The 19,876-nt window shown below is 41.7% G+C and carries 11 protein-coding genes; 6 read left to right on the top strand and 5 right to left on the bottom strand.

Annotation, left to right across the window (positions count from 1 at the left end):
• The first annotated feature begins 403 nt into the window (after positions 1-403).
• Complete coding sequence (locus BUB08_RS00865) at positions 404-2,014, top strand: tetratricopeptide repeat protein (protein ID WP_072998082.1); 1,611 nt, start codon at positions 404-406, stop codon at positions 2,012-2,014.
• A 528-nt stretch (positions 2,015-2,542) separates the two neighbouring features.
• Positions 2,543-10,195: a S8 family serine peptidase gene (locus BUB08_RS00870; RefSeq protein WP_175549907.1), complete on the top strand. Its 7,653-nt coding sequence runs from the start codon at positions 2,543-2,545 to the stop codon at positions 10,193-10,195.
• Positions 10,196-10,257: 62 nt separating this feature from the next.
• Here the strand turns inward: BUB08_RS00870 and BUB08_RS00875 are convergent, their stop codons facing one another.
• The 3 genes from BUB08_RS00875 to BUB08_RS00885 all read right to left on the bottom strand — a co-directional run bounded on the left by BUB08_RS00875 (position 10,258) and on the right by BUB08_RS00885 (position 13,251).
• Complete coding sequence (locus BUB08_RS00875) at positions 10,258-10,971, bottom strand: DNA alkylation repair protein (RefSeq protein WP_072998088.1); 714 nt, start codon at positions 10,969-10,971, stop codon at positions 10,258-10,260.
• Between the two features lie 63 nt (positions 10,972-11,034).
• The gene (locus BUB08_RS00880) at positions 11,035-12,684 is read right to left on the bottom strand and encodes an AMP-binding protein (RefSeq protein ID WP_072998090.1); all 1,650 of its coding nucleotides are present in this window, start codon (positions 12,682-12,684) and stop codon (positions 11,035-11,037) included.
• 12 nt (positions 12,685-12,696) lie between these two features.
• Positions 12,697-13,251 carry a helix-turn-helix domain-containing protein gene (locus BUB08_RS00885; protein ID WP_072998093.1) on the bottom strand — a complete coding sequence of 185 codons (555 nt, stop codon included), beginning with the start codon at positions 13,249-13,251 and terminating at the stop codon, positions 12,697-12,699.
• Between the two features lie 336 nt (positions 13,252-13,587).
• Between BUB08_RS00885 and BUB08_RS00890 the strand changes: the two genes are divergently transcribed.
• From BUB08_RS00890 to BUB08_RS00905, 4 genes are read left to right on the top strand one after another with little or no spacing between them, the layout of a single operon-like run.
• The gene (locus tag BUB08_RS00890; protein WP_072998095.1) at positions 13,588-15,228 is read left to right on the top strand and encodes a dipeptidyl-peptidase 3 family protein; all 1,641 of its coding nucleotides are present in this window, start codon (positions 13,588-13,590) and stop codon (positions 15,226-15,228) included.
• Positions 15,229-15,281: 53 nt separating this feature from the next.
• A complete protein-coding gene (locus BUB08_RS00895) occupies positions 15,282-15,770 on the top strand; it encodes a hypothetical protein (RefSeq protein WP_072998097.1) in 489 nt (162 codons plus the stop codon).
• A 45-nt stretch (positions 15,771-15,815) separates the two neighbouring features.
• Entirely contained in the window at positions 15,816-18,035 is a 2,220-nt protein-coding gene (locus BUB08_RS00900; RefSeq protein WP_072998099.1) for a TonB-dependent receptor, read from the top strand.
• 26 nt (positions 18,036-18,061) lie between these two features.
• Positions 18,062-18,430: a heavy-metal-associated domain-containing protein gene (locus BUB08_RS00905; RefSeq protein ID WP_072998101.1), complete on the top strand. Its 369-nt coding sequence runs from the start codon at positions 18,062-18,064 to the stop codon at positions 18,428-18,430.
• On the opposite strand, the gene tolA is transcribed toward BUB08_RS00905, so the two are convergent.
• On the bottom strand, positions 18,431-19,462 hold the full coding sequence (gene tolA / locus BUB08_RS00910) for a cell envelope integrity protein TolA (protein ID WP_072998102.1): 1,032 nt from the start codon (positions 19,460-19,462) through the stop codon (positions 18,431-18,433).
• Positions 19,463-19,873, bottom strand: a complete 411-nt coding sequence (locus tag BUB08_RS00915; protein WP_072998104.1) for an ExbD/TolR family protein — start codon at positions 19,871-19,873, stop codon at positions 19,463-19,465. It abuts the gene before it with no gap.
• Positions 19,874-19,876: the final 3 nt, after the last annotated feature.

A 19,876-nucleotide genomic window follows, 5' to 3' on the forward strand; every position in this document is an offset into this window, starting at 1 on the left:
GTTACATTTATAGTGATGCTTTTTAGCAATATCCATCAGGGGTTCTCGTAAAATGTTGCTCCGTAAAAATAGGAATTTTAGCGTATCGCTCTTCAACTTTTTATTCTAAAAGTAAATGCTGACAGCCGGTTGTTCACTCCGTTTTTAAATTATCCAATACGAGTACGGTTCCTTTTGAAACTGCTCTCTCGTTTTTGCTCATGAAACGAATTCCTTTGGGTTGCGAAGGGCAGACATCATGGGCAATTCCTTTGAGCTGGGGCACACTTTATTATTTTTTATTCGATATTTGTGGTTTATTATTATTGTTTAGTAAAAAATATCGTCAAATAGTATTTTTTCGTAAATCATGCTTTGTGTTTCTGTTTATGAATGCTAAGTGTGCATTTAATATTGTTGCCTTATGAAACCAATTTTCTTCATATTACTTGTATTTGCCAGTTTCATTGCATTTAGTCAAAACCAAATACTCGTTGACAGCCTAACTGTAAAATACGAAAACACAACCGAAGACACAGTTAAAATGTCGGCGCTGGAAGAACTATACAAATTATATTTTCGGACAGATAATTATGTTGCGCTGAATTATGCCGAGAAAATTTTAGTACTGGCTAAACGCGCCAATAACGACATGTACAAAAGCACAGGCCTTTACTATAAAATGCTGTCGTATATGTATATAGGCAACTATGAAAAATGTCTGGAATTAAATATGGAAAGGCTGGAATTGAATAAACGTAAAAACTACATTGCCAGTATTTTTGGAACATATCACGACATAGGTGTTACCTATGATCGGTTGCGCCAGTTCGATTTAGCACTTGAATTCTATTTTAAAGCACTAAACACTTATTACGAGAATTATGAGGCGAATTCAAAAGAGTTTTCCTTATTTAAAATCCAATCATTATATAATAATATCGGCAATATTTACAGTTCAAACGGAGATTTGGAGAAAGCCGAACAATACTACAAAAAAGGAATATCTATTTGTATTCAGAAAAAGGATTTTTTGAACCTGGGAACTGGCTACAATAACCTGGGAAAGGTTTACATGGAAAAAAATGACGACAAAGCGCTATGGTATTTAACCCGCGCACTTCAAATCAGAGATTCAATAAACGACGAAAACGGACTGGGAACTTCTCACACATTTATGGCTCAGTACTATTTTTTAAAAGACAACTATAACACAGCTATATCGCACGCACGTAAAGCTTTTGGTATCGGGAAAAAAATTCAGTCACTTTCTATTGAATCCGAAAGTGCTTCGGCGCTGGCCAATGCATACAACGGCCAGCAAAAATATGATTCTGCCTTTTTTTACTATAAAATCCATAAAAATCTAAATGATAGTATTATCAATAACGAAACCTATAGTAAAATAGAAGGCATGAAGTTGCAAAACGAATTTGAAATTCAGACCCAGAAACAAAAACTGGAGTCGCAAAAAGTCAAATTCAGGTTTGTTACTTTTATATTGTTATTGGTATTGGCGCTAATTGTTCTGTTTCTGTTAATACGATATTTCAGAGAACGAAAAGAACGAATAAGCTCTGAAAACAAAGATTTGAAAATGGAAGTTGAATTAAAAAATAAGGAATTAACTTCCATTGCCATGCAGCAAATGCGAACAAATAACCTGGTCGATTCCATTAAAGAACGCCTGTTGTTATTAAAAAAGAAAGTAACCCCGGATCAAAAAGAGCAAATACAAAAGATAATCATGGAGTTGCATGCACTCTCTGACAAAGAAGTCTGGGACGAATTTGAATTACGCTTTCAGCAGGTACACGAAGTTTTTTATAACAACCTGAAAAGCAAATTTCCACAGCTTTCTCCCTCTGAAATTAAACTGGCTGCATTTCTTCGGTTAAACATGACTTCGAAAGACATTTCGTCGTTAACCGGGCTTAGCGTTAAAAGCATTGAATCGTCGAGGTACCGGTTGCGAAAGAAATTGGGAATAGCGAAAAAAGAGATTAACCTGGTAAATTTTTTAATGGAAATATAGAACAATACTATTTCCCATCTGGGTGCAAATTGCGGCAAAATTTTCGAATAAATGTTCAAAACAACGCCCCCGTCTGTTACAAAAATCATTATGGCAAACAATAAAAATATGGAATTGACAGCAAAACACAGGTTTTTATTTAACATTGAAAGGCTGAAGATTCCACATCGACAAATCAAAATGCATTTTTATTCATATTTTTTACATTTAAAATGAATACTGAAAATTAGAAGTTTGCATCGTTATTGAGTGGTATTGCATGGGTGTGTGCATAATATTGTTGTTGTGCTGCGCCATGCAAGTGGATTTTTTTCGAGGCTGTTTCTTTTTAATAATGGCTTTTCGTGTGGCTTCCCAAAACAATTGTAAATCGATTTTAAATAAACTTGTGTTTAAGAACAGCTTTTTTGACGGGGTAATCTCAATTTCCCCGCCGTGTTGGGCTATGGCGCATTTTGAATTTCAGAAATTATATTCCATAAATAAATTAATATGAATGTAAAATTTTTACCTCTAAAAATTGTGTTAATGGTCCTGCTAAGCTTTGCTTTTGGCAGCAATGTAGCAGGACAAAGTGTATCCTATTCGAACGGGATGCAAAAAGGTGTTGTCCGGATAAAAATAAAACCTGAATTATCAGGAACACTGAAGGAACAGAATGCTACAAAATCGGCTTATGTTGTTACTGGTTTTTCATCCTTCGACAAGTTGAACAAAGAAGTAAAAGCCACGCAGCTAAAGCGGGTTTTTAAGTATTCACCCAAACACGAAGACAAGTTAATAAAACACGGACTTAACTTGTGGTACGAGATTAAGGTTTCAGGCGATACTGACATCAAAAGTGTAGTTTCGCAGTACAAAAAACTGGAAGTAATTGAACTTGCCGAACCGATTTACGAAAAGTCGTTGATAAATCCGGGCACTCCGGTCAGAGTAAATTCAATCGGAACAAAAAGTGTAAATGCCGACGAAACACTTCCTCCGTTTAACGACCCGTACCTGCCGCGCCAGTGGCATTATAACAATACCGGGCAAAGTGGTTTTATGCCCGGAGCCGACATAAATCTTTTTAAAGCCTGGGAAATTGAAACCGGCTCGAACAACGTGGTTGTTTCAATTCATGATATGGGCGTGCAATGCGACCACGAAGACCTCGCTTCAAATATGTGGACCAACCAGGCCGAACTTAACGGAAAAGATGGCGTTGATGATGACGGGAACGGTTACGTGGATGATATCTACGGATTTAATTTTGCTGATAATGTAGGTGGAATTATTCCGGGCGACCACGGAACCCACGTTGCAGGTACTGTTGCGGCAGTTAATAATAACGGTATTGGAGTTTCCGGAGTAGCCGGCGGAGACGGAACAACTCCCGGAGTCAAAGTTATGTCGTGCCAGATTCTTGGTGGTGTAAGCCAGGGAAATACTCCCGATTCATACGTGTACGCTGCAAATAATGGCGCAGTTATTTCCCAAAACTCATGGGGGTATCAAGTTGAAGGTGCCTACGAGCAGTCGGTTTTGGATGCCATTGACTATTTTATTGCCGAGGCCGGAAATTATGAAGGAAGCCCGATGAAAGGCGGAGTAGTAATTTTTGCCGCAGGAAATAGTTATGTAGACGGTGACTGGTACCCGGGCTGTTATGAAAATGTTCTTGCTGTGGCATCTCTTGACGCTAAAAACGAAAAAGCAGGATATTCCAATTATGGAACATGGATAGATATTTCGGCCCCGGGTGGCGAGTTGGAAGATAACACCGAAGAATACTACTCCAACGGTGTATTAAGTACGCTTAAAGATGACGGATACGGATACATGGACGGCACTTCCATGGCATGTCCGCATGTTTCAGGAGTTGCTGCTTTGGTGGTTTCGCAGTTTGGATCGGCAGAATTCACTCCGGTGGCTTTAAAAACCCATTTACTTACCGGAATAAACGATATTTATAAGTTAGCGGGAAATGCTGCTTACGCTGGTCAGCTGGGAAAAGGAAGCACAAACGCTTACCTGGCCTTAGGAAAAGACGAAGGCGTAGCTCCCGATGCAATAGCAAACCTCACGGTTAAAGGTATATCACAGGATTTTGTAACTCTCGAATGGGTAATTCCTGCCGACGAAGATGACGAAAAACCTGTTAACTTTCAGATTTTATACTCCAAACAAAACATAACAGCTGCAACTCAGGAGTATGCAAAAAAAGATATCATTAGTGTTGAAGGGAAGGTAGGAGATACAATTACTTATGACGTTCAAAACCTGGATGCACTAACCGAGTACTATTTCGCTGTTCGTTCCATCGACAGATGGAGCAATGTATCTGAATTTTCAAACATTGTTACGGCGAAAACCAACGATGGTCCCGATGCATGGATCGACTATTCGGCTTTTGCATACGAACTCGAATATATTGGAGAAAACCAGGAAACATTTGAGCCTGTTTACGACACTGTTTACCATCTTCCGTTTGATATAGATGCACAAACCACTACTGCTGCTGAGAACTCATTTTTTCTGCACAATTCAGGTGCGGGAATACTAAAATGGGATGCCGAACAACGCCATGTTTCTACTATTGATGCGTGGGGCGCAACTTACCTGCGTTACCCCAAACTTGTTGGTACCCTCACCGAAAAAAAGGCCGAAGTAAAAGAAGTTCTTTTACCAAAAACCAGCATCCAGGTTCTTGCCCAGGAATCAACAGAAGAATCGATGCTTTATTTCGACGATTATTCCAGTTTCTATTATGTGGGAGAAACCGACCTTTCCTATTCTAATTCAGAAGCAACACGTTTTCAGGTTACTTCCACCGAAGGGTTTAACTTAACCAATGTACAGACGCTTTTGAATTATACGAGTTCGAAAAAATCGCCGGTAATTCTCGAAGTCTATGCAGGTCAGACGCTCGAAAAGGCCAAGCTGAAGTATCAACAGGAATTGACCGACGTTGTTCCAGGTTGGAACAGTGTTCAGTTAACAGAGCAATTATTTCTGGATGAAGGAACATATTTCTGGCTGGTATTACACGTTCCTGCAGGTCCGTTATATCCTTTGGGAACCGGTGTTGAAACCAATAAAAGTTATTCAGAAAACTGCTATATAAGTTTCAACTTTGGTAAATCGTGGACTCTTTTTGAAGATTTATACGGAAACAACCTGCTTACCTGGGCAATTGTTCCGAGTAGTTTTTACAAAAATATGGGAGAATATTTTACTGTAGCTCCCTTGTCTGGAAGTATTGATACTAATGATAGTACGAAAATTGATATCGATATTGACGCCTCCAAATTGATTAACGGTACTTACAATGCAAATGTGGTTGTAAATACCAACGAATCTGGCGAACCCATGCTGCGTGCCCCGCTAAAGTTTAACGTAACCGGGCAAAAACCAATTATCAACAGCAAACAGGTAGTTGACCTCGGCAGCACGGTTGTCGGAACAGAAAGTGTGCATACTGTATCTTTATCCAATACCGGATATGGTAATTTTTCATATCCTGATATCAGCTTTTCTAATTCTGAGTTTTCGCTGGCTTCCAGCTTTTTAAATACTATTAATCCTCAGAGTGAGTATTCTTTTCAAATAAAATACAAACCAGAGAAAGCCGGTAATTCAAATGCAAAAGTTACATTATCAAACTATTTAGGCGATAAATATTCATTTCTTGTTTCCGCAGTAGCGGCTGAACCGCCGGTTGCAAAACTGATACCCGACAGCAAGTATTTTGATGATGTTACCATTGGCGATACCGTGAGTGGCGAATTCTTTCTGAAAAATGAAGGGAAATATCCGCTTACTTATTACTTCCCGACATTTACTAATTCCGACGATATAAAAGTGGGAGAAGACGTACATATGTTTGGGTATTCTGCTAAAAATAACCAGGGCGGAGTTCTTTCAACTCCTGAATACAAATGGTACGAAATTTCTGGTTCAGGAACTTCAATAACTGATTACAGCCGTGAGAATAGATACTGGTTTTACCCGGTTGAATTGGGCTTCGGATTCCCGTTTTTCGGAGAAACTGAAACACAGGTTTATGTTACTAACTACGGGTTGCTGTCTTTCGATACGAATTCTTCTTTTAATTTCTCCGCGGTCAGATTTAAAGATAGTGACAATCCCGATAGAATGATATCTGCATATGGTCAGCAAATTGACCTGGGCAAAGGTGGCGCTGTTTATTATCAGGATTTGGGCGATATGTTTGTTGTTCAGTACGAGAAAGTTATTCTTGATACTTATGACTGGAATACAGACCAGTTCAGCACCAATGAGCTGACATTTGAAATTGTGTTGCATAATGACGGTAATATCAGCATTTATTATAAAGATACAGACGGCCTCGATCCGGAATTGTTAGCCTCGTCATTCGTAGGTATCGAAGATCAAAATCAGAACGATGGATTGCTTATTACAGAATACAACAATCACAATCTGAATTTGACAAACAACACAGCAATTGAAATTACAAACCCGGGACTGGGACTGGTATTTGAATTGTCCAATCCGAATGGAACAATAGGTATTAACGATTCTGTACTCATCGAATACAAAGCAAAAACCGATATTTTGAATATGGGATTGCATACCGAAAAGGTACCTGTAATTACAAACGATCCGTTTAATAATCCGGGAATCTATTCTCTGAATATAAATGTTACAAAAGGTGGCGATGCAGATTTGAGCGTACTCGATTCTTCTATTGATTTTGGTGATGTTTTCCAATCAGACGAAGTTTCGTACAACCTATGGGTTATAAATGCCGGAAAAGCAAGCGATACTTTAATTTCGGTTACTACAATCGAAAACAATTTTTCTGTTGATGGTAACACTACGGCTATTCTTTCTCCAAACAGGAAACAGCTTTTAAAAGTATCACCAAAAACTTCTGAGCTGGGCGAATACAAAGATACGATTGTAGTGGTCTCAAAAACAAAAACACTGAAAGTAGCGCTTCATGCCAATATTGTAGAAGCACCTGAAATTCATCTGAATCTGGCTTCAATTACAGATACATTGCAAGCTGGCGAGTTAAAAACATACCCGCTAACTGTTTCGAACAACGGAGGCAATAATCTTTATGTAGCTCCCGAAAACACAGACTGGATACGCATTGCAGAGCATAAGGCTGACAAAGAAGCTGCGGCTGTGGAAATTCCCGAATTTACCTATAACTGGTCAACAAGTAATCAGGAAAAAGGTCCTCAATATTCGTGGGAAGAAATTAAAAACAGCGGAACAAAGGTGGAATTATCGTTATTCCCAGGGGATGGCATGCCGTTCTTTTCAGACGCTGTTGAATTGCCTTTCAGCTTTAACTTTTACGGGAAAACTTATAATTCCATACACATTGGTTATAATGGTGTAATAACCCTAAACAACCCGGATGGAAATTCCTATCCAATGGGCGCAACAGGAACTTTCCCCAATAGCGACGAGCCCAACAATATTATAGCTCCGATGTGGGCATTTAGTTCTGAATACTCATTTGCTGATGAATATGGGATATTCTATAAAATAGACGAAGACCACATTACGGTAGAATGGGTGAACTTTATAGATGGATTTGGAATGGGAGAAGCCATCTCTTACCAGGCAATAATTTATGCCAGTGGAAATATTAAATACCAATACAATTATGGTAATTCCACGTCTGTGTTGATACCTTCTATGGGAGCAGTAGGAATTGAAAATGAAGATGGGACTGTCGGTACAACCATATCTTACAGAGAGGGAGGATTAATTTTCGATAAAACAGCTATTCTGTTAACACCAATCCAAAGATATACCGTTGCTCCCGAGTCGTCAATGGCTTTCGACCTGACAGTAAATACCTCAAGTTTGTATTCGGGTACATATACCAATAGTTTGAGCTTGTTAAACAATGCTCCGGGTGCAGAACAACTTTCAATACCTGTAAGCATCACCGTAGAAGGAAGCGCAAAACTGGAGTATGAAGGTTATTACGATTTTGGAACATTAATGGTTAAAAAAAATCCGGATGCCGCTGCATGGGAGCCTCCATATACCGCTTACCGAAAAAAATTCGAAATTAAAAACAGCGGAGTTGATTCTGTTGAAGTATCGGGATTTGACGTTTCAAAAGCTCAGAACGTAACCATCGAGGCTTATGTTTTGGGAACCGATTTCTTTGGAAATCCGTCATGGCAATGGAACGATGTACAAAATTTGCCTGGCTTTAACTGGTCTACAGGAACAGCCAACCGAATTTTTATTGAACCGAAATCCAGCATGCAATTGCGTGCAACAATAACTCCGGAAAGCAGTTTTAGCATTGAGGATACACTTTTAATTGAAACCAATTATCTTGACGGTACTCCTTTGCAAATAGCTTTTGGCGGGAAGACAGAACTTCCTCCGGTATTCAATTCTTCAGAAAAAGAAATTCATGTTTATACAAATACTGAAGATGACATCAAAGAATACTCGTTCTCAATTGATAATAAAAATGGGGCATCGTTACTGGACAGCAGACTCGAATTGTCCATAAAACGAGCATCCGGAGCCGCAACAGCTGCAACAAAATCGGCATCGGTAAATTCTGTTACTCTGAACAAAATTGCAGCAAATCCTAATTTGGCAAAAACGCAAACAGCAACTGCAACAACTGCACAAGAAAACGAAGAATACAATCGCGTGTTGCAGCACGAAGAGACAACTGTTTCTGAAGGCGCAATGGGATTTGGAGGCAACTCTCCGTTTGCTACCGGCACCCGTTTTCAGGCTCCTGCCGATGGATTTAATCTTACGCATGTACAAACCTGGTATGCTCCGGGCGACTGGATGAGTTCCGATATCGTGGTGGAAATTTACGCAGGCGATTCACTCATTCACAATGCAACAGTTATCTATTCCGAAAAGGTAAATCATACGGTTACCGAAAGCGATCAGCAGGGAGAATTGTTGACGTTTAACCTAAAAGAAAACCAGCTTATTTATCCGAACGAATATTTCTTTATCGTGTTTAAATACCCCACAGGAGCAGCATTTCCGCAGGGAGTTGCATCGGTAAAGGAAAATGTGCCACACCGTTTTATGTACGGCGATGGAAGTGTGTGGGAAGATTTCAGCGAGTCAGGGTACGAAAGCCACGGATGGTTGGTTCATGCAGTGGAAGCAGAGGCTAAAAGCTCGTTGTGGGTTGAGTTGACTTCCGGTTCTTCAAACAGTATTGAAGCGGGAGAGGCGTCTAATGTTGAACTTAAATTTACGGCTGCATATGCTCCCGATTTTGAAAACTACGCAGAATTGCATGTCCGCACCAACGACCCGAAAAATGCAGATGCGGTAATTCCTGTGTTCCTGCACAAAAACAGGGGACCGCAGTTCAGCCTTGGAAACGAAACTACAGTAACAGTTAACGAGAATGAACAACTGCAACTGGACATTATTGCCAGCGACCCTGAAGAAGACGACTTCAGTTTAACCTTTGCTGATGCCGCCAGCTTTGTTACTTCAGAGCAAAAACAAGATGCGCTGGGATTGACAGTAACTCCCGATTTTGAATCGGCAGGAAACTATCAGTTTTCCATTACCGGTACCGATGAACACGGAAATTCAAGCGATTTTACACTGAATGTAAATGTGGTTAACGTAAACAGAGTGCCCGAAACTACAAAACAAGACACCATTGTTTTGCACGAAAACGGACACAATGCTTTTCTTTCTCTCAACGAGTTATTTGCTGACCCGGATGAAGATGTACTTAATCTGATTTCGTACAACGTTGAAAACAGTTCGGTTGCAAAAGCGTACGCAACCAACAACGACTTTGTAATTGTTTCCGGAGTTCCCGGTATCACAGCGGTAACTTTCTCGGTAGAAGACGGAAATGGCGCCACTGCCTCCAACAAAGTTGTAGTAAAAGTGCTTAAAGGCGTTGGAACCGGCATCAACGACAAAGGAACTGCCGAGATAAAAATTTACCCCACAATTACTGCAACCAAGGTGAATGTTGTACTGCCAAACATCGCGCAGAACAAACTGAACATTTCAGTTTTAAGCATGTCTGGCCTGGTGGTAAAAGAGTTTGTTGCTGAAAATAACAGCATTAACACAATTGATGTAAGTGATTTGCCATCGGCCATGTACCTTATACAGGTTTCGGATGACGAAAAATCAATTTACATGCAAAAGATTATTAAGCGTTAAATGTTCGAACTACACTAAAAATAAAAGATGGTTGTTACCGGTTGGTTTCAACCATCTTTTTTTTAACCCGCTTTATTCATCGCTTTTTGTTTCAGTTCAGGCGGCATTTTTTCAATGGCGTACCGTAACGAAGTGCGCGGTATTGCCAACCTGTTTTGCATCACATAATTAAATACCTCCGATTGATGCGCCTGGCTCGCGGCTTTCAGCATCCAGCCATATCCTTTTTGTACCAAATCATCGTTGTCGGCAAGCAGCCTGTCTGCAATTTCAAAAATGGTATTCAAAAACAAACCTTTCCTCGCCGGGACAATCAACGAAACGGAAGAAGCTCTTCGCATCCACCGGTTTTTCGATTCAGTAAATTTCTTTAATTCGTCCAGAAAATCGGGGTACATTTGGATAAAAGTCCCCATCGAATGGTTACAAAAAGTATCGCACGATGCCCAGTTGTTCACATAATTTTCAATCCAGTTTTTAAAGATTTTAAAGTCGCCGGGCAAAAAATTTTTCCGAAGTGCGTATGTCCATTCACAGGCTACAAACGACTCTTCAATAATTCCGGATTTCCAAAGAATTTCAATTAGACCGAAAATTTCCGTTTTATCCAGCTCCTTTATTTTCGCAAACGATTTTTTACTGATTTCTTTTACAACCGGAACTCTGACTCCGTAAAAATCAATTTTTTCTTTGAAAAAACGCTGGCTGTTTTTCTTCGTTTTTATATCTACACTGCTACGCAGTTGCGTTCTTACTTCAGAAATAATGTCAGTCATAACTACCTGGTCTGTTCTTTAATTTATAAATACCAATGTCGCGCGTAAATTCGGGTGAAGCGACTAATCTTTATTTCGAATTTCCACCCGTCGTATTTTACCACTGATTGTTTTTGGCAACGCTTCTACAAATTCAACCATTCGCGGGTATTTGTAGGGAGCCGTTACTTTTTTAACATGATTTTGGATGTCTGAAGCCAATTCGTCGGATGCATGGTAGCCTTTTCCTAAAACAATGGTAGCCTTTACCACCTGCCCCCGAATCTCGTCGGGAACACCTGTTACGGCGCACTCAACCACGGCAGGATGGGTCATCAGAGCGCTTTCCACTTCAAAAGGCCCAATGCGGTACCCCGAGCTTTTAATTACATCGTCGGCACGGCCTACAAACCAATAGTAGCCATCTTCGTCGCGCCAGGCAATATCACCGGTGTAATAAATTCCGTCGTGCCAGGTTTCGCGGGTGCGTTCCTCTTCGCGGTAGTAGCCTTTAAACAGTCCTAAGGGCGCTGTGTTACCAACACGAATAGCAATTTGCCCCTGTTCTCCATCTTCGCACGGAACACCGTCTGCGTTCAGCAAAACAATGTCGTACAGCGGCACCGGAATCCCCATTGACCCAGGTTTGGGTTCCATCCACGGGAAAGTAACCAACTGCACCACCGTTTCAGTTTGGCCAAATGCTTCCATCAGTTTTATTCCAGTTTGCTGAAAAAAAGTATCGTAAACTTTTGGGTTGAGTGCTTCGCCTGCCGTAACGCAATATTTCAGCGCAGAAAGGTCGTATTTCGACAAGTCCTCGCGAATGAGAAAACGGTAAATTGTTGGCGGCGCACAAAACGACGTCACCTTGTATTTTGAAATCACCTCCAGCATGTCAGACGGTGTGAACTTCTGATGGTCGTACACAAAAACGCTGCACCCGGCCAGCATCTGTCCATAAAGCTTTCCCCAGACTGCTTTTGCCCACCCGGTGTCGGCAATGGTCAGGTGCAAACCGCCTTCCTGTACATTCTGCCAAAACACGGCTGTGGCAATATGCCCCAACGGATAAGTATAATCGTGTGCTACCATTTTAGGTTCACCGGTGGTTCCCGAGGTAAAATACAAAAACAGTAAATCGTCGTTTTGCGACGGGTTTTCAGGCCTAACAAACGGCGGTGCATTGTCCACTCCTTTAGAAAAGTCAACCCATCCGTCAGGAATATCAGGACCAATTGAAATAAGTGTTTTTACCGAAGGGCACGCCGGCATTGCGCTGGCAATATTCTGAATCACAACTTCCTCTCCAACAGAAACAACCGCGTTTATTGTAGCTGCATTGCAACGGTAAACAATGTCTTTCGGAGTAAGCAAATGGGTTGCCGGAATAGCCACTGCACCTATTTTGTGCAAAGCCAAAACCGCAAACCAAAATTCGTAACGCCTTTTCAAAATAAGCATTACTTTGTCGGTACGGCCAATGCCCTGTTGCTGCAGAAACGATGCGGTAGCATCTGTTTTTTCTTTTAATTCGGCATAAGAAAACTCAATATGCTCTCCCATATCGTTTACCCACACAAGTGCCGTTTTTTCGGGCTCCAGTCTGGCGTATTCATCTACCACATCGTAGGCAAAGTTGAAATTCTCAGGAACATTTATTTTAAAGTTCTTTTGAAAATCTTCCAGTGAGTTAAATTCGGGCTTCTCGAGGTACTTTTTATAAAGCTGCATAAAATAAGTTGGTTATAAAATGATTGCTAAAAAACGGCACTGTTTGTCATCGAGGGCCAGCATTCCATGGGGTTGTCCTGAGTCGAAATAGACGGAATCGCCTTCTTCCAATATTATCTCTTTGTTATTGATGAAAAAAGTCATTCTGCCTTCGAGAATAAAGTTAAATTCCTGCCCGGAGTGGGTATTCAAATGGACAGTTGTACTATCGGGTTTGGGCTCGCAGGTAACTATAAAAGGTTGTCCTTTTCTGTTTATAAAACTTTGCGCCAGCGCCTGGTATTTGTACGCGCTGGTGCGCTCTGCCCCGGCTCCGCTGTTTTTTCGGGTAACGGCATACCGATGCATGTGCGGATCTTCTCCGGTGAGCAACACGGTTAATTCAATTCCGTATTTATGGGCAATTTTGTATAGAATACTGACAGGAATATCAATTTTTCCCGATTCAAACTCTAAATAATCTTCTGTTGATATGCCGCAGGTTTGGGCGGCATCGGCAGCATCAATATCCAAAACTTCCCGAAGCCCTCTCAACCTTTTGGCGGTTTGTTTGATTTGTTCTTCCATAGTATTATTGGTTTTTGAGCAAAAAAATACGAATAATCCTGGAAAAAGAGAGTCTGTACAAGAAAATAGCCGAAGAAAAAACACGGTATTAAAATAAAGGTAATGTTCTGGTTGCAAATAACCTGTGTGTAAAAAAGAAGACTATTCAATATGAATTTATTTTTGAAACGCGTATTTGAGAAGGCAAGCGCGGCCCTATTTTTTTCAGTTACTTGCTCTCTCAGATAAATAAATAAAGGGCGCTTTCGGGGTAGATTAATTGCGAAAATATGACTTTGCTTACTCCCTTTTCATCTTCTGTTTTGTAACTTTGGCGGCAAATTAAATTCCCGTAAAATGAAACAGCTTGTATTCCTGATCCTGATTTCAGCCGTTGTGTGGAGCTGCAAATCAACTACAAAAAAAAGTGAAACGATGACGAAGAAAACAGAAATTCAACAGAAAGTGGAAGAATTTGCCACATTCAAACTTACAACCGATTTAAGTGTCCTGTCGGAAAAAGAAAAGCAAATGATTCCGTTGTTACTGGACGCTGCTAAAATTATGGACGACATATACTGGACGCAGGCTTACGGAGACAAAAACGAACTGTTCACTGAAAATATTGATGAATACACAGAACAGTTTCTGAAAATAAACTACGGTCCGTGGGAACGACTAAACAACAACGAACCTTTTATTGAAGGAGTTGGGCCGAAACCGGCGGGTGCAAATTTTTACCCGGCAGATATGACCAAAGCAGAATTTGAAGCCTGGGATGAACCCACAAAAACCAGTCTTTACACTTTAATTAAAAGGGATGCCAACGGAGGTTTGATTTCTGTGCCGTACCACGAAGCCTGGAAACAACAGCTCACCCAAGCGGCTGACTTAATTCAAAAAGCGGCTGAGCTGGCGGAAGATCCGGGACTGAAAAATTACCTCGAAAAAAGAGCCGATGCATTGCTCACCGACGATTATTACGAAAGTGATGTAGCCTGGATGGAAATGAAAAATAACACCATCGAATTTATTGTTGGGCCAATTGAAAACTACGAAGATCAGTTGTTCGGGTACAAAACTGCGCACGAATCATTCATTCTGATAAAGGATAAAGAATGGAGCCAGAAACTGGAAAAATACGCCTCTTTGTTGCCCGGACTTCAAAAAGAATTACCGTGCCCCGCGCCTTACAAAGACGAAACACCGGGGATGGATTCTGACATGAATGTTTACGATGCTGTTTATTATGCTGGCGACACCAATGCGGGAAGCAAAACCATCGCAATTAACCTGCCCAACGACGAAAAAGTTCGTGAAGACAAGGGCAGCCGCAAGTTGCAGCTCAAAAATTCAATGCAGGCAAAATTCGATAAAATTGTAATTCCCATTTCAAATTTGTTAATTGCTGAAAGCCAGCGGAAACACGTGAAATTTGATGCGTTTTTTGAAAACACAATGTTTCACGAAGTGTCACACGGACTGGGACTGGGAAATACCGTAGACAAAAGTGCAACGGTTAGAGAAGCGTTGAAAGATGCTTACACATCGGTAGAAGAGAGCAAAGCAGATATTCTGGGCCTCTGGTGTGTTTACCGGTTAAACGAAATGGGAGAGCTGGGCGATAAAGATATGATGGACAATTTTGTGACGTTCATGGCCGGAATTTTTCGTTCGGTTCGGTTCGGAGCAGCCAGTGCCCACGGGAAAGCCAACATGATGCGTTTTTACTACTTTCAGGAAAAAGGGGCATTTGAACGGGATGCAGAAACCGGCACTTACCATGTTGATTTTGAGAAAATGAAAGAAGCAATATTCAGCCTTTCGGAATTAATTTTAAAAATGCAGGGCGACGGCGATTACGAAGCAGCAAAAAAGATGATTGAAGAAAAAGGATTCATCCGCCCCGAACTGCAAAAAGACCTCGACAGAATTGGTGAAGCCGGAATTCCGCGTGACATTGTTTTTGAACAAGGCGCTGAAGTACTGGGGCTTTAACAGTTTAACTTTTTGTTAACAAGAAATATTTTTCGTTTTTTTACATTTGTGGTGTGAAGCTAATTCGGAACATATCGGTTTTCTTTTTCTGTGCCATATTTTTGGTGTCGGCAACCGGAATCGTTGTTTTCCATTCTCATTGCAGTTGCACCGGAAACGACCAGGTCTCCATATATGTGAGCCCGGAGACGTGTGAAGAAAATTTTCACCGGCATCACACGCACAATGAGGGTGGGGAAGAGGAACTCTGTTCTGCTGAAAAGTGTCACGAGTGTTCCGAACATACCCACAGTTGTGGGTGCGATGCGCCCGAGGTTCAGTTTTTTAAAATTGACAATCAGATTGCTACCGAAAAAGTAAGGATTGAGAATATTCAGGTGGTTCAACTTTTTATGTACGACTGGATAACTTTACTTCCGTTCTTTTCTTATGAGTGCACAACTGTTAGTCAGATAAATTACGCCGAACCACCACCGCTAAAAACCACATCGTTAGATTTTCTTATTTACATCCAACAACTTAAAATTCCTGAAATAGCTTAAGATTTTTGTTAGCCCTTTTTCGCTTTACATTTTAAAATCTTAAGCATGAAAATTTTAGGAATTGTATTACTAATGTCCCTTCCTTTTGTTACGTTCTCCCAGGTTCTGGAAGGGACTGTTTACGGAAATGAAGACGGAGAGAAACAACCTCTGCCGGGTGTAAATATATACTGGCAGGGAACAAACAGGGGAGTTGCCTCTGTGGGAGATGGCAGCTTCAAAATAAAAAAAGGCCCCCGGGATCACATGCTGGTATTCAGTTTTGTTGGTTACGAACACCAGGAAATACATGTGCATGACCTCGACCCCGTTGAGGTAATTCTGGAGCCGAATATTGAACTGGGCGAAGTAAAAGTAGTACACAAAAACCGAGGTACGTACTTGTCGGCAATCGATCCCATTCAAACAGAACGGATAAACGGAGCAGAACTTCATAAGGCTGCCTGTTGTAATCTGGCCGAAAGTTTTGAAACCAATCCGTCGGTTGACGTGAGTTACAGCGACGCTGTGACCGGTGCAAAACAAATCAGGCTGCTGGGGCTGGAAGGAACCTATTCGCTTTTGCAGATTGAAAATATGCCCAATTTGCGCGGACTGGCTACCAACTTCGGGTTAACATATGTGCCGGGCCCCTGGATGGAATCTATTCAGATTTCAAAAGGTGCAGCATCGGTACTGAACGGTTACGAATCCATCGCCGGACAGATTAATGCCGAATATAAAAAACCGGATGCCGATGAAAAGCTTTTTCTGAATACCTTTTTTGGTGCAAGCGGAAGGCTGGAATTTAACGGAAACGGAAACATTCGGGTGTACAAAGACGTGCTTTCAACCGGTATTTTTGTGCACGCCAGCGACCAATCGAAAAAGAATGACGAAAGCGGAAATGGGTTTCTGGATGAACCTTTGTCCCGCCAGATTCAGGTTATGAATCGCTGGAAATACAATAACCACAAAGGCTACATGGCGCAGGCCGGATTTAACGTTTTAACGGAAGACCGGCTTGGCGGACAAACTGCTTTTGAACGCGGGATGGAACCTTTGATAACAAACCCTTACGGAATTAATATCGAAAATGACAGGTTAGAAGGGTTCTTTAAAACAGGTTACGTCTGGCCGAATCAACGCACCGCTTTGGCCTGGATGTCGAATTTCTCCAGGCACGAAACCCGTTCTTTTTACGGGTTGAATCATTACGATGCAGATGAGACCCGTTTTTACGCCAATGCAGTGCTTACACGGGATTTAGATAAATCAGGTGCACATTCGTTAAATGCCGGTGTCAGTTTTATTTACGACAGTTTTAACGAGAGCTTGTATGACAATAAAATGGAGCATAAAGAACAGGTTCCCGGAGTATTTGCAGAATACACGCTGAAACCCAGCGATCATTTTACGTTTATGACAGGCATTCGGGCCGATTTTCACAACCTGTTTGGCACTTTTGTGACGCCCCGTATGCACCTGCGCTACATGATAAATGACCACGTAACCATCAGGGCGAATGCAGGACGTGGATACCGGACTGCCAATGTTATTTCCGAAAATAATTATTTGCTGGCCAGTTCCCGCGAGTTAAAGTGGATCGAAAATGTTTTTCAGGAAAAAGCATGGAATTACGGTCTTGCATTGGTTCAGAAATACACGCTTTGGGAGCGGGAGCTTCAGCTAAACGCCGAGTATTTCAGAACTGATTTTCAAACACAGTTGGTGGTCGATCGTGAAACTTCCGCATCAAATATCATTTTGGCTCCGTTAGACGGAAAATCCTATTCAAACAGCCTGCAATTTGATGTGCGCTATGAGCCCGTTGAGCGCTTGGATATTTTGGTGGCATACCGGCACAACGACGTGAAACAAACCATCGCCGGCCGGTTGATGGAGAAACCGTTAATCAGCCGTTACAAAGGACTTATTAATTTGAATTACACCACAAACCTAAAAAAGTGGATGTTTGATTACACCGTTCAGTTTAACGGAGGTGGACGCATAGCCAGGTATCCTACAGAAAACCTGAGTATTGCTAGTGCTTCGGATGACGATGAATTTTCGCCGTACACCGTTATGAATGCACAGGTAACCAAATATTTCCGTTACTGGAACATTTATCTGGGAGCGGAAAACTTTACCGATTTCAAACAAAAGAATCCTGTGGCAGGAGCCGACGATCCGTTCGGCCCCCGGTTTGATGCGACAAATGTCTGGGGACCTATAAAAGGACGCCGGGTGTATCTGGGATTACGTTTTTCTTTAAATCATCAATAAAAATATAAACCAATAAATAATTAAAAATGAAAAAGTTAGGACTCGTTTTTCTCGTTTTGATCCTGGCGGGATCTTTCTCTGAAACAGCGGCCCAGAAAAAGGGGAGGGCAGTGGTCTGTTTCCAAAGCGATATGGATTGCACAAATTGCGAACAAACGCTTTACGAATACCTCAAATTTGAAAAAGGGGTAAAAGATTTAAAAGTAGACCACGCATCAAATACTATTTTTATTGAGTATGCTGAAAAGAAAAACGACGATAAGTCAATTGCTCAGGCAATAGAGAAAAAAGGCTACAAAGCGCAGAAAATAACCAAAAAGGAATATGATGAATTGGTTGAACACTCAAAAGAACATGGCCATGAGCACGGCCATGAAGTTCATCGCGAGCGATGATTAATTCAATCTAAAACGATAAGAAATAGTCCCCTGCTGAAAAGCGGGGGCACTTTCTGCCACATTAAACTTAGCTTTCAAAGCGGCCTGGCGTGCTTCATTCCAAAAGCGCTGATCCATAATTGTTGTTCCTCTCGACCCCGGTTCCGCTGCTGTTACATTTCCGTTTTTATCTACCGTTACTTTTACTACAACAACACCTTCATCATTTCCCGGATATACAGGCTTTGGCAACGAACGCGCTGAACGTCCGGCCAAACTATACGAAATGCCTGAGCCCTGATTCCCAGATCCGCTTCCGCCCGGCCCATATGTTCCGGCGTTTGGATCTCCCGTTGGCACTCCCTGATTTCCTCCGGGGAATGTTGCTCCCTGACTCTGACTTGCTCCGGTTCCTTGTCCTTCTGTTCCGCTGTTTCCGCCGCCGAAGGCACCCTGTGCGCGGGAATTAATTTCAGCTATTCGCCTTTGTTCTTCTTCATGCTTTTGCCTTTCCAGCTCTGCCTGACGCTGACGTTCCAGTTCGGCTTGCTTCTGCCTTTCCAATTCAACCTGGCGCTGGCGCTCTATTTCTGCCTTCCGTTGTCTTTCTGCTTCGGCTTCTTTCTGTTGTGCCAATTGTTGTTCTCTGCGGCGTTGTTCTTCCAGTTTTCGCTGACGTTCAGCCTCCTCCTGGCGTTTCTTTTCCGCTGCATCAATTGCGGCAGTTTCCTCGTAATCCTGTGTCATTGCCACTTCTTCAGCTGGTTTTGGCTGAGCAGCCGGAGGTGTTGCAGCTGGTACAGGCGGTGGTGGAGTTGCCGGTTCCGGCTCGCTGCGAGTTGGTGGGGGAGGATCGGGCTGCCGGCGTTGCGGACTGGGCTCAACATCTCCCAATCCCTGATTGCTGGTTCCAAAATTCACCAAAATGCCCTCTTCACCGGGCAATGGCAGTGGTGTGAAAAAACCCATAAAAATCAGTAACAACAGCACGATAATATGAAATACTGCTGTTCCTATAATTCCTTTCTTATGTTGTTCGAAATAAGTCATTTAATTTTCAGGTGAAGTCGCCGCAATCATTTTGTATTTGTTCTTTCGGGCAATGTTCATAATTTTCACCACTTCGTCCCACGGAACTGACTTTTCAGCATGAAGAGAAATAAAAATATCGTCGTTGCCAACGCCGTAACGGTTTTTTAAAAAAGGTTCTATTTCTCTGAATTCAACGCGGCGCAAACGTCCGTCATCGTTGATGTAATACTTTAAGTCTTTTGTAATTGAAATGGTTGTAATGGGTTTTGCTGCAGTCTGGTTGTTGCTTTGCGGAAGCAGCAACTTTAGTGCATTAGGCGCCACCAGTGTAGAAGTAACCATGAAGAATATCAGCAAAAGAAATACGATATCTGTCATGGACGACATACTAAAGGCAGCATTTACTTTATTTCTGCGTTTTAAAGCCATTTT

The sequence above is a fragment of the Mariniphaga anaerophila genome (assembly GCF_900129025.1).
Classification (GTDB): domain Bacteria; phylum Bacteroidota; class Bacteroidia; order Bacteroidales; family Prolixibacteraceae; genus Mariniphaga; species Mariniphaga anaerophila.

Bases quoted from the DNA above. Each gene is read 5' to 3' on its own strand.
- BUB08_RS00865 (WP_072998082.1), top strand. From the start codon at position 404: ATGAAACCAATTTTCTTCATATTACTTGTATTTGCCAGTTTCATTGCA.
- BUB08_RS00870 (WP_175549907.1), top strand. From the start codon at position 2,543: ATGGTCCTGCTAAGCTTTGCTTTTGGCAGCAATGTAGCAGGACAAAGT.
- BUB08_RS00875 (WP_072998088.1), bottom strand. From the start codon at position 10,971: ATGACTGACATTATTTCTGAAGTAAGAACGCAACTGCGTAGCAGTGTA.
- BUB08_RS00880 (WP_072998090.1), bottom strand. From the start codon at position 12,684: ATGCAGCTTTATAAAAAGTACCTCGAGAAGCCCGAATTTAACTCACTG.
- BUB08_RS00885 (WP_072998093.1), bottom strand. From the start codon at position 13,251: ATGGAAGAACAAATCAAACAAACCGCCAAAAGGTTGAGAGGGCTTCGG.
- BUB08_RS00890 (WP_072998095.1), top strand. From the start codon at position 13,588: ATGAAACAGCTTGTATTCCTGATCCTGATTTCAGCCGTTGTGTGGAGC.
- BUB08_RS00900 (WP_072998099.1), top strand. From the start codon at position 15,816: ATGAAAATTTTAGGAATTGTATTACTAATGTCCCTTCCTTTTGTTACG.
- BUB08_RS00905 (WP_072998101.1), top strand. From the start codon at position 18,062: ATGAAAAAGTTAGGACTCGTTTTTCTCGTTTTGATCCTGGCGGGATCT.
- tolA (WP_072998102.1), bottom strand. From the start codon at position 19,462: ATGACTTATTTCGAACAACATAAGAAAGGAATTATAGGAACAGCAGTA.
- BUB08_RS00915 (WP_072998104.1), bottom strand. From the start codon at position 19,873: ATGGCTTTAAAACGCAGAAATAAAGTAAATGCTGCCTTTAGTATGTCG.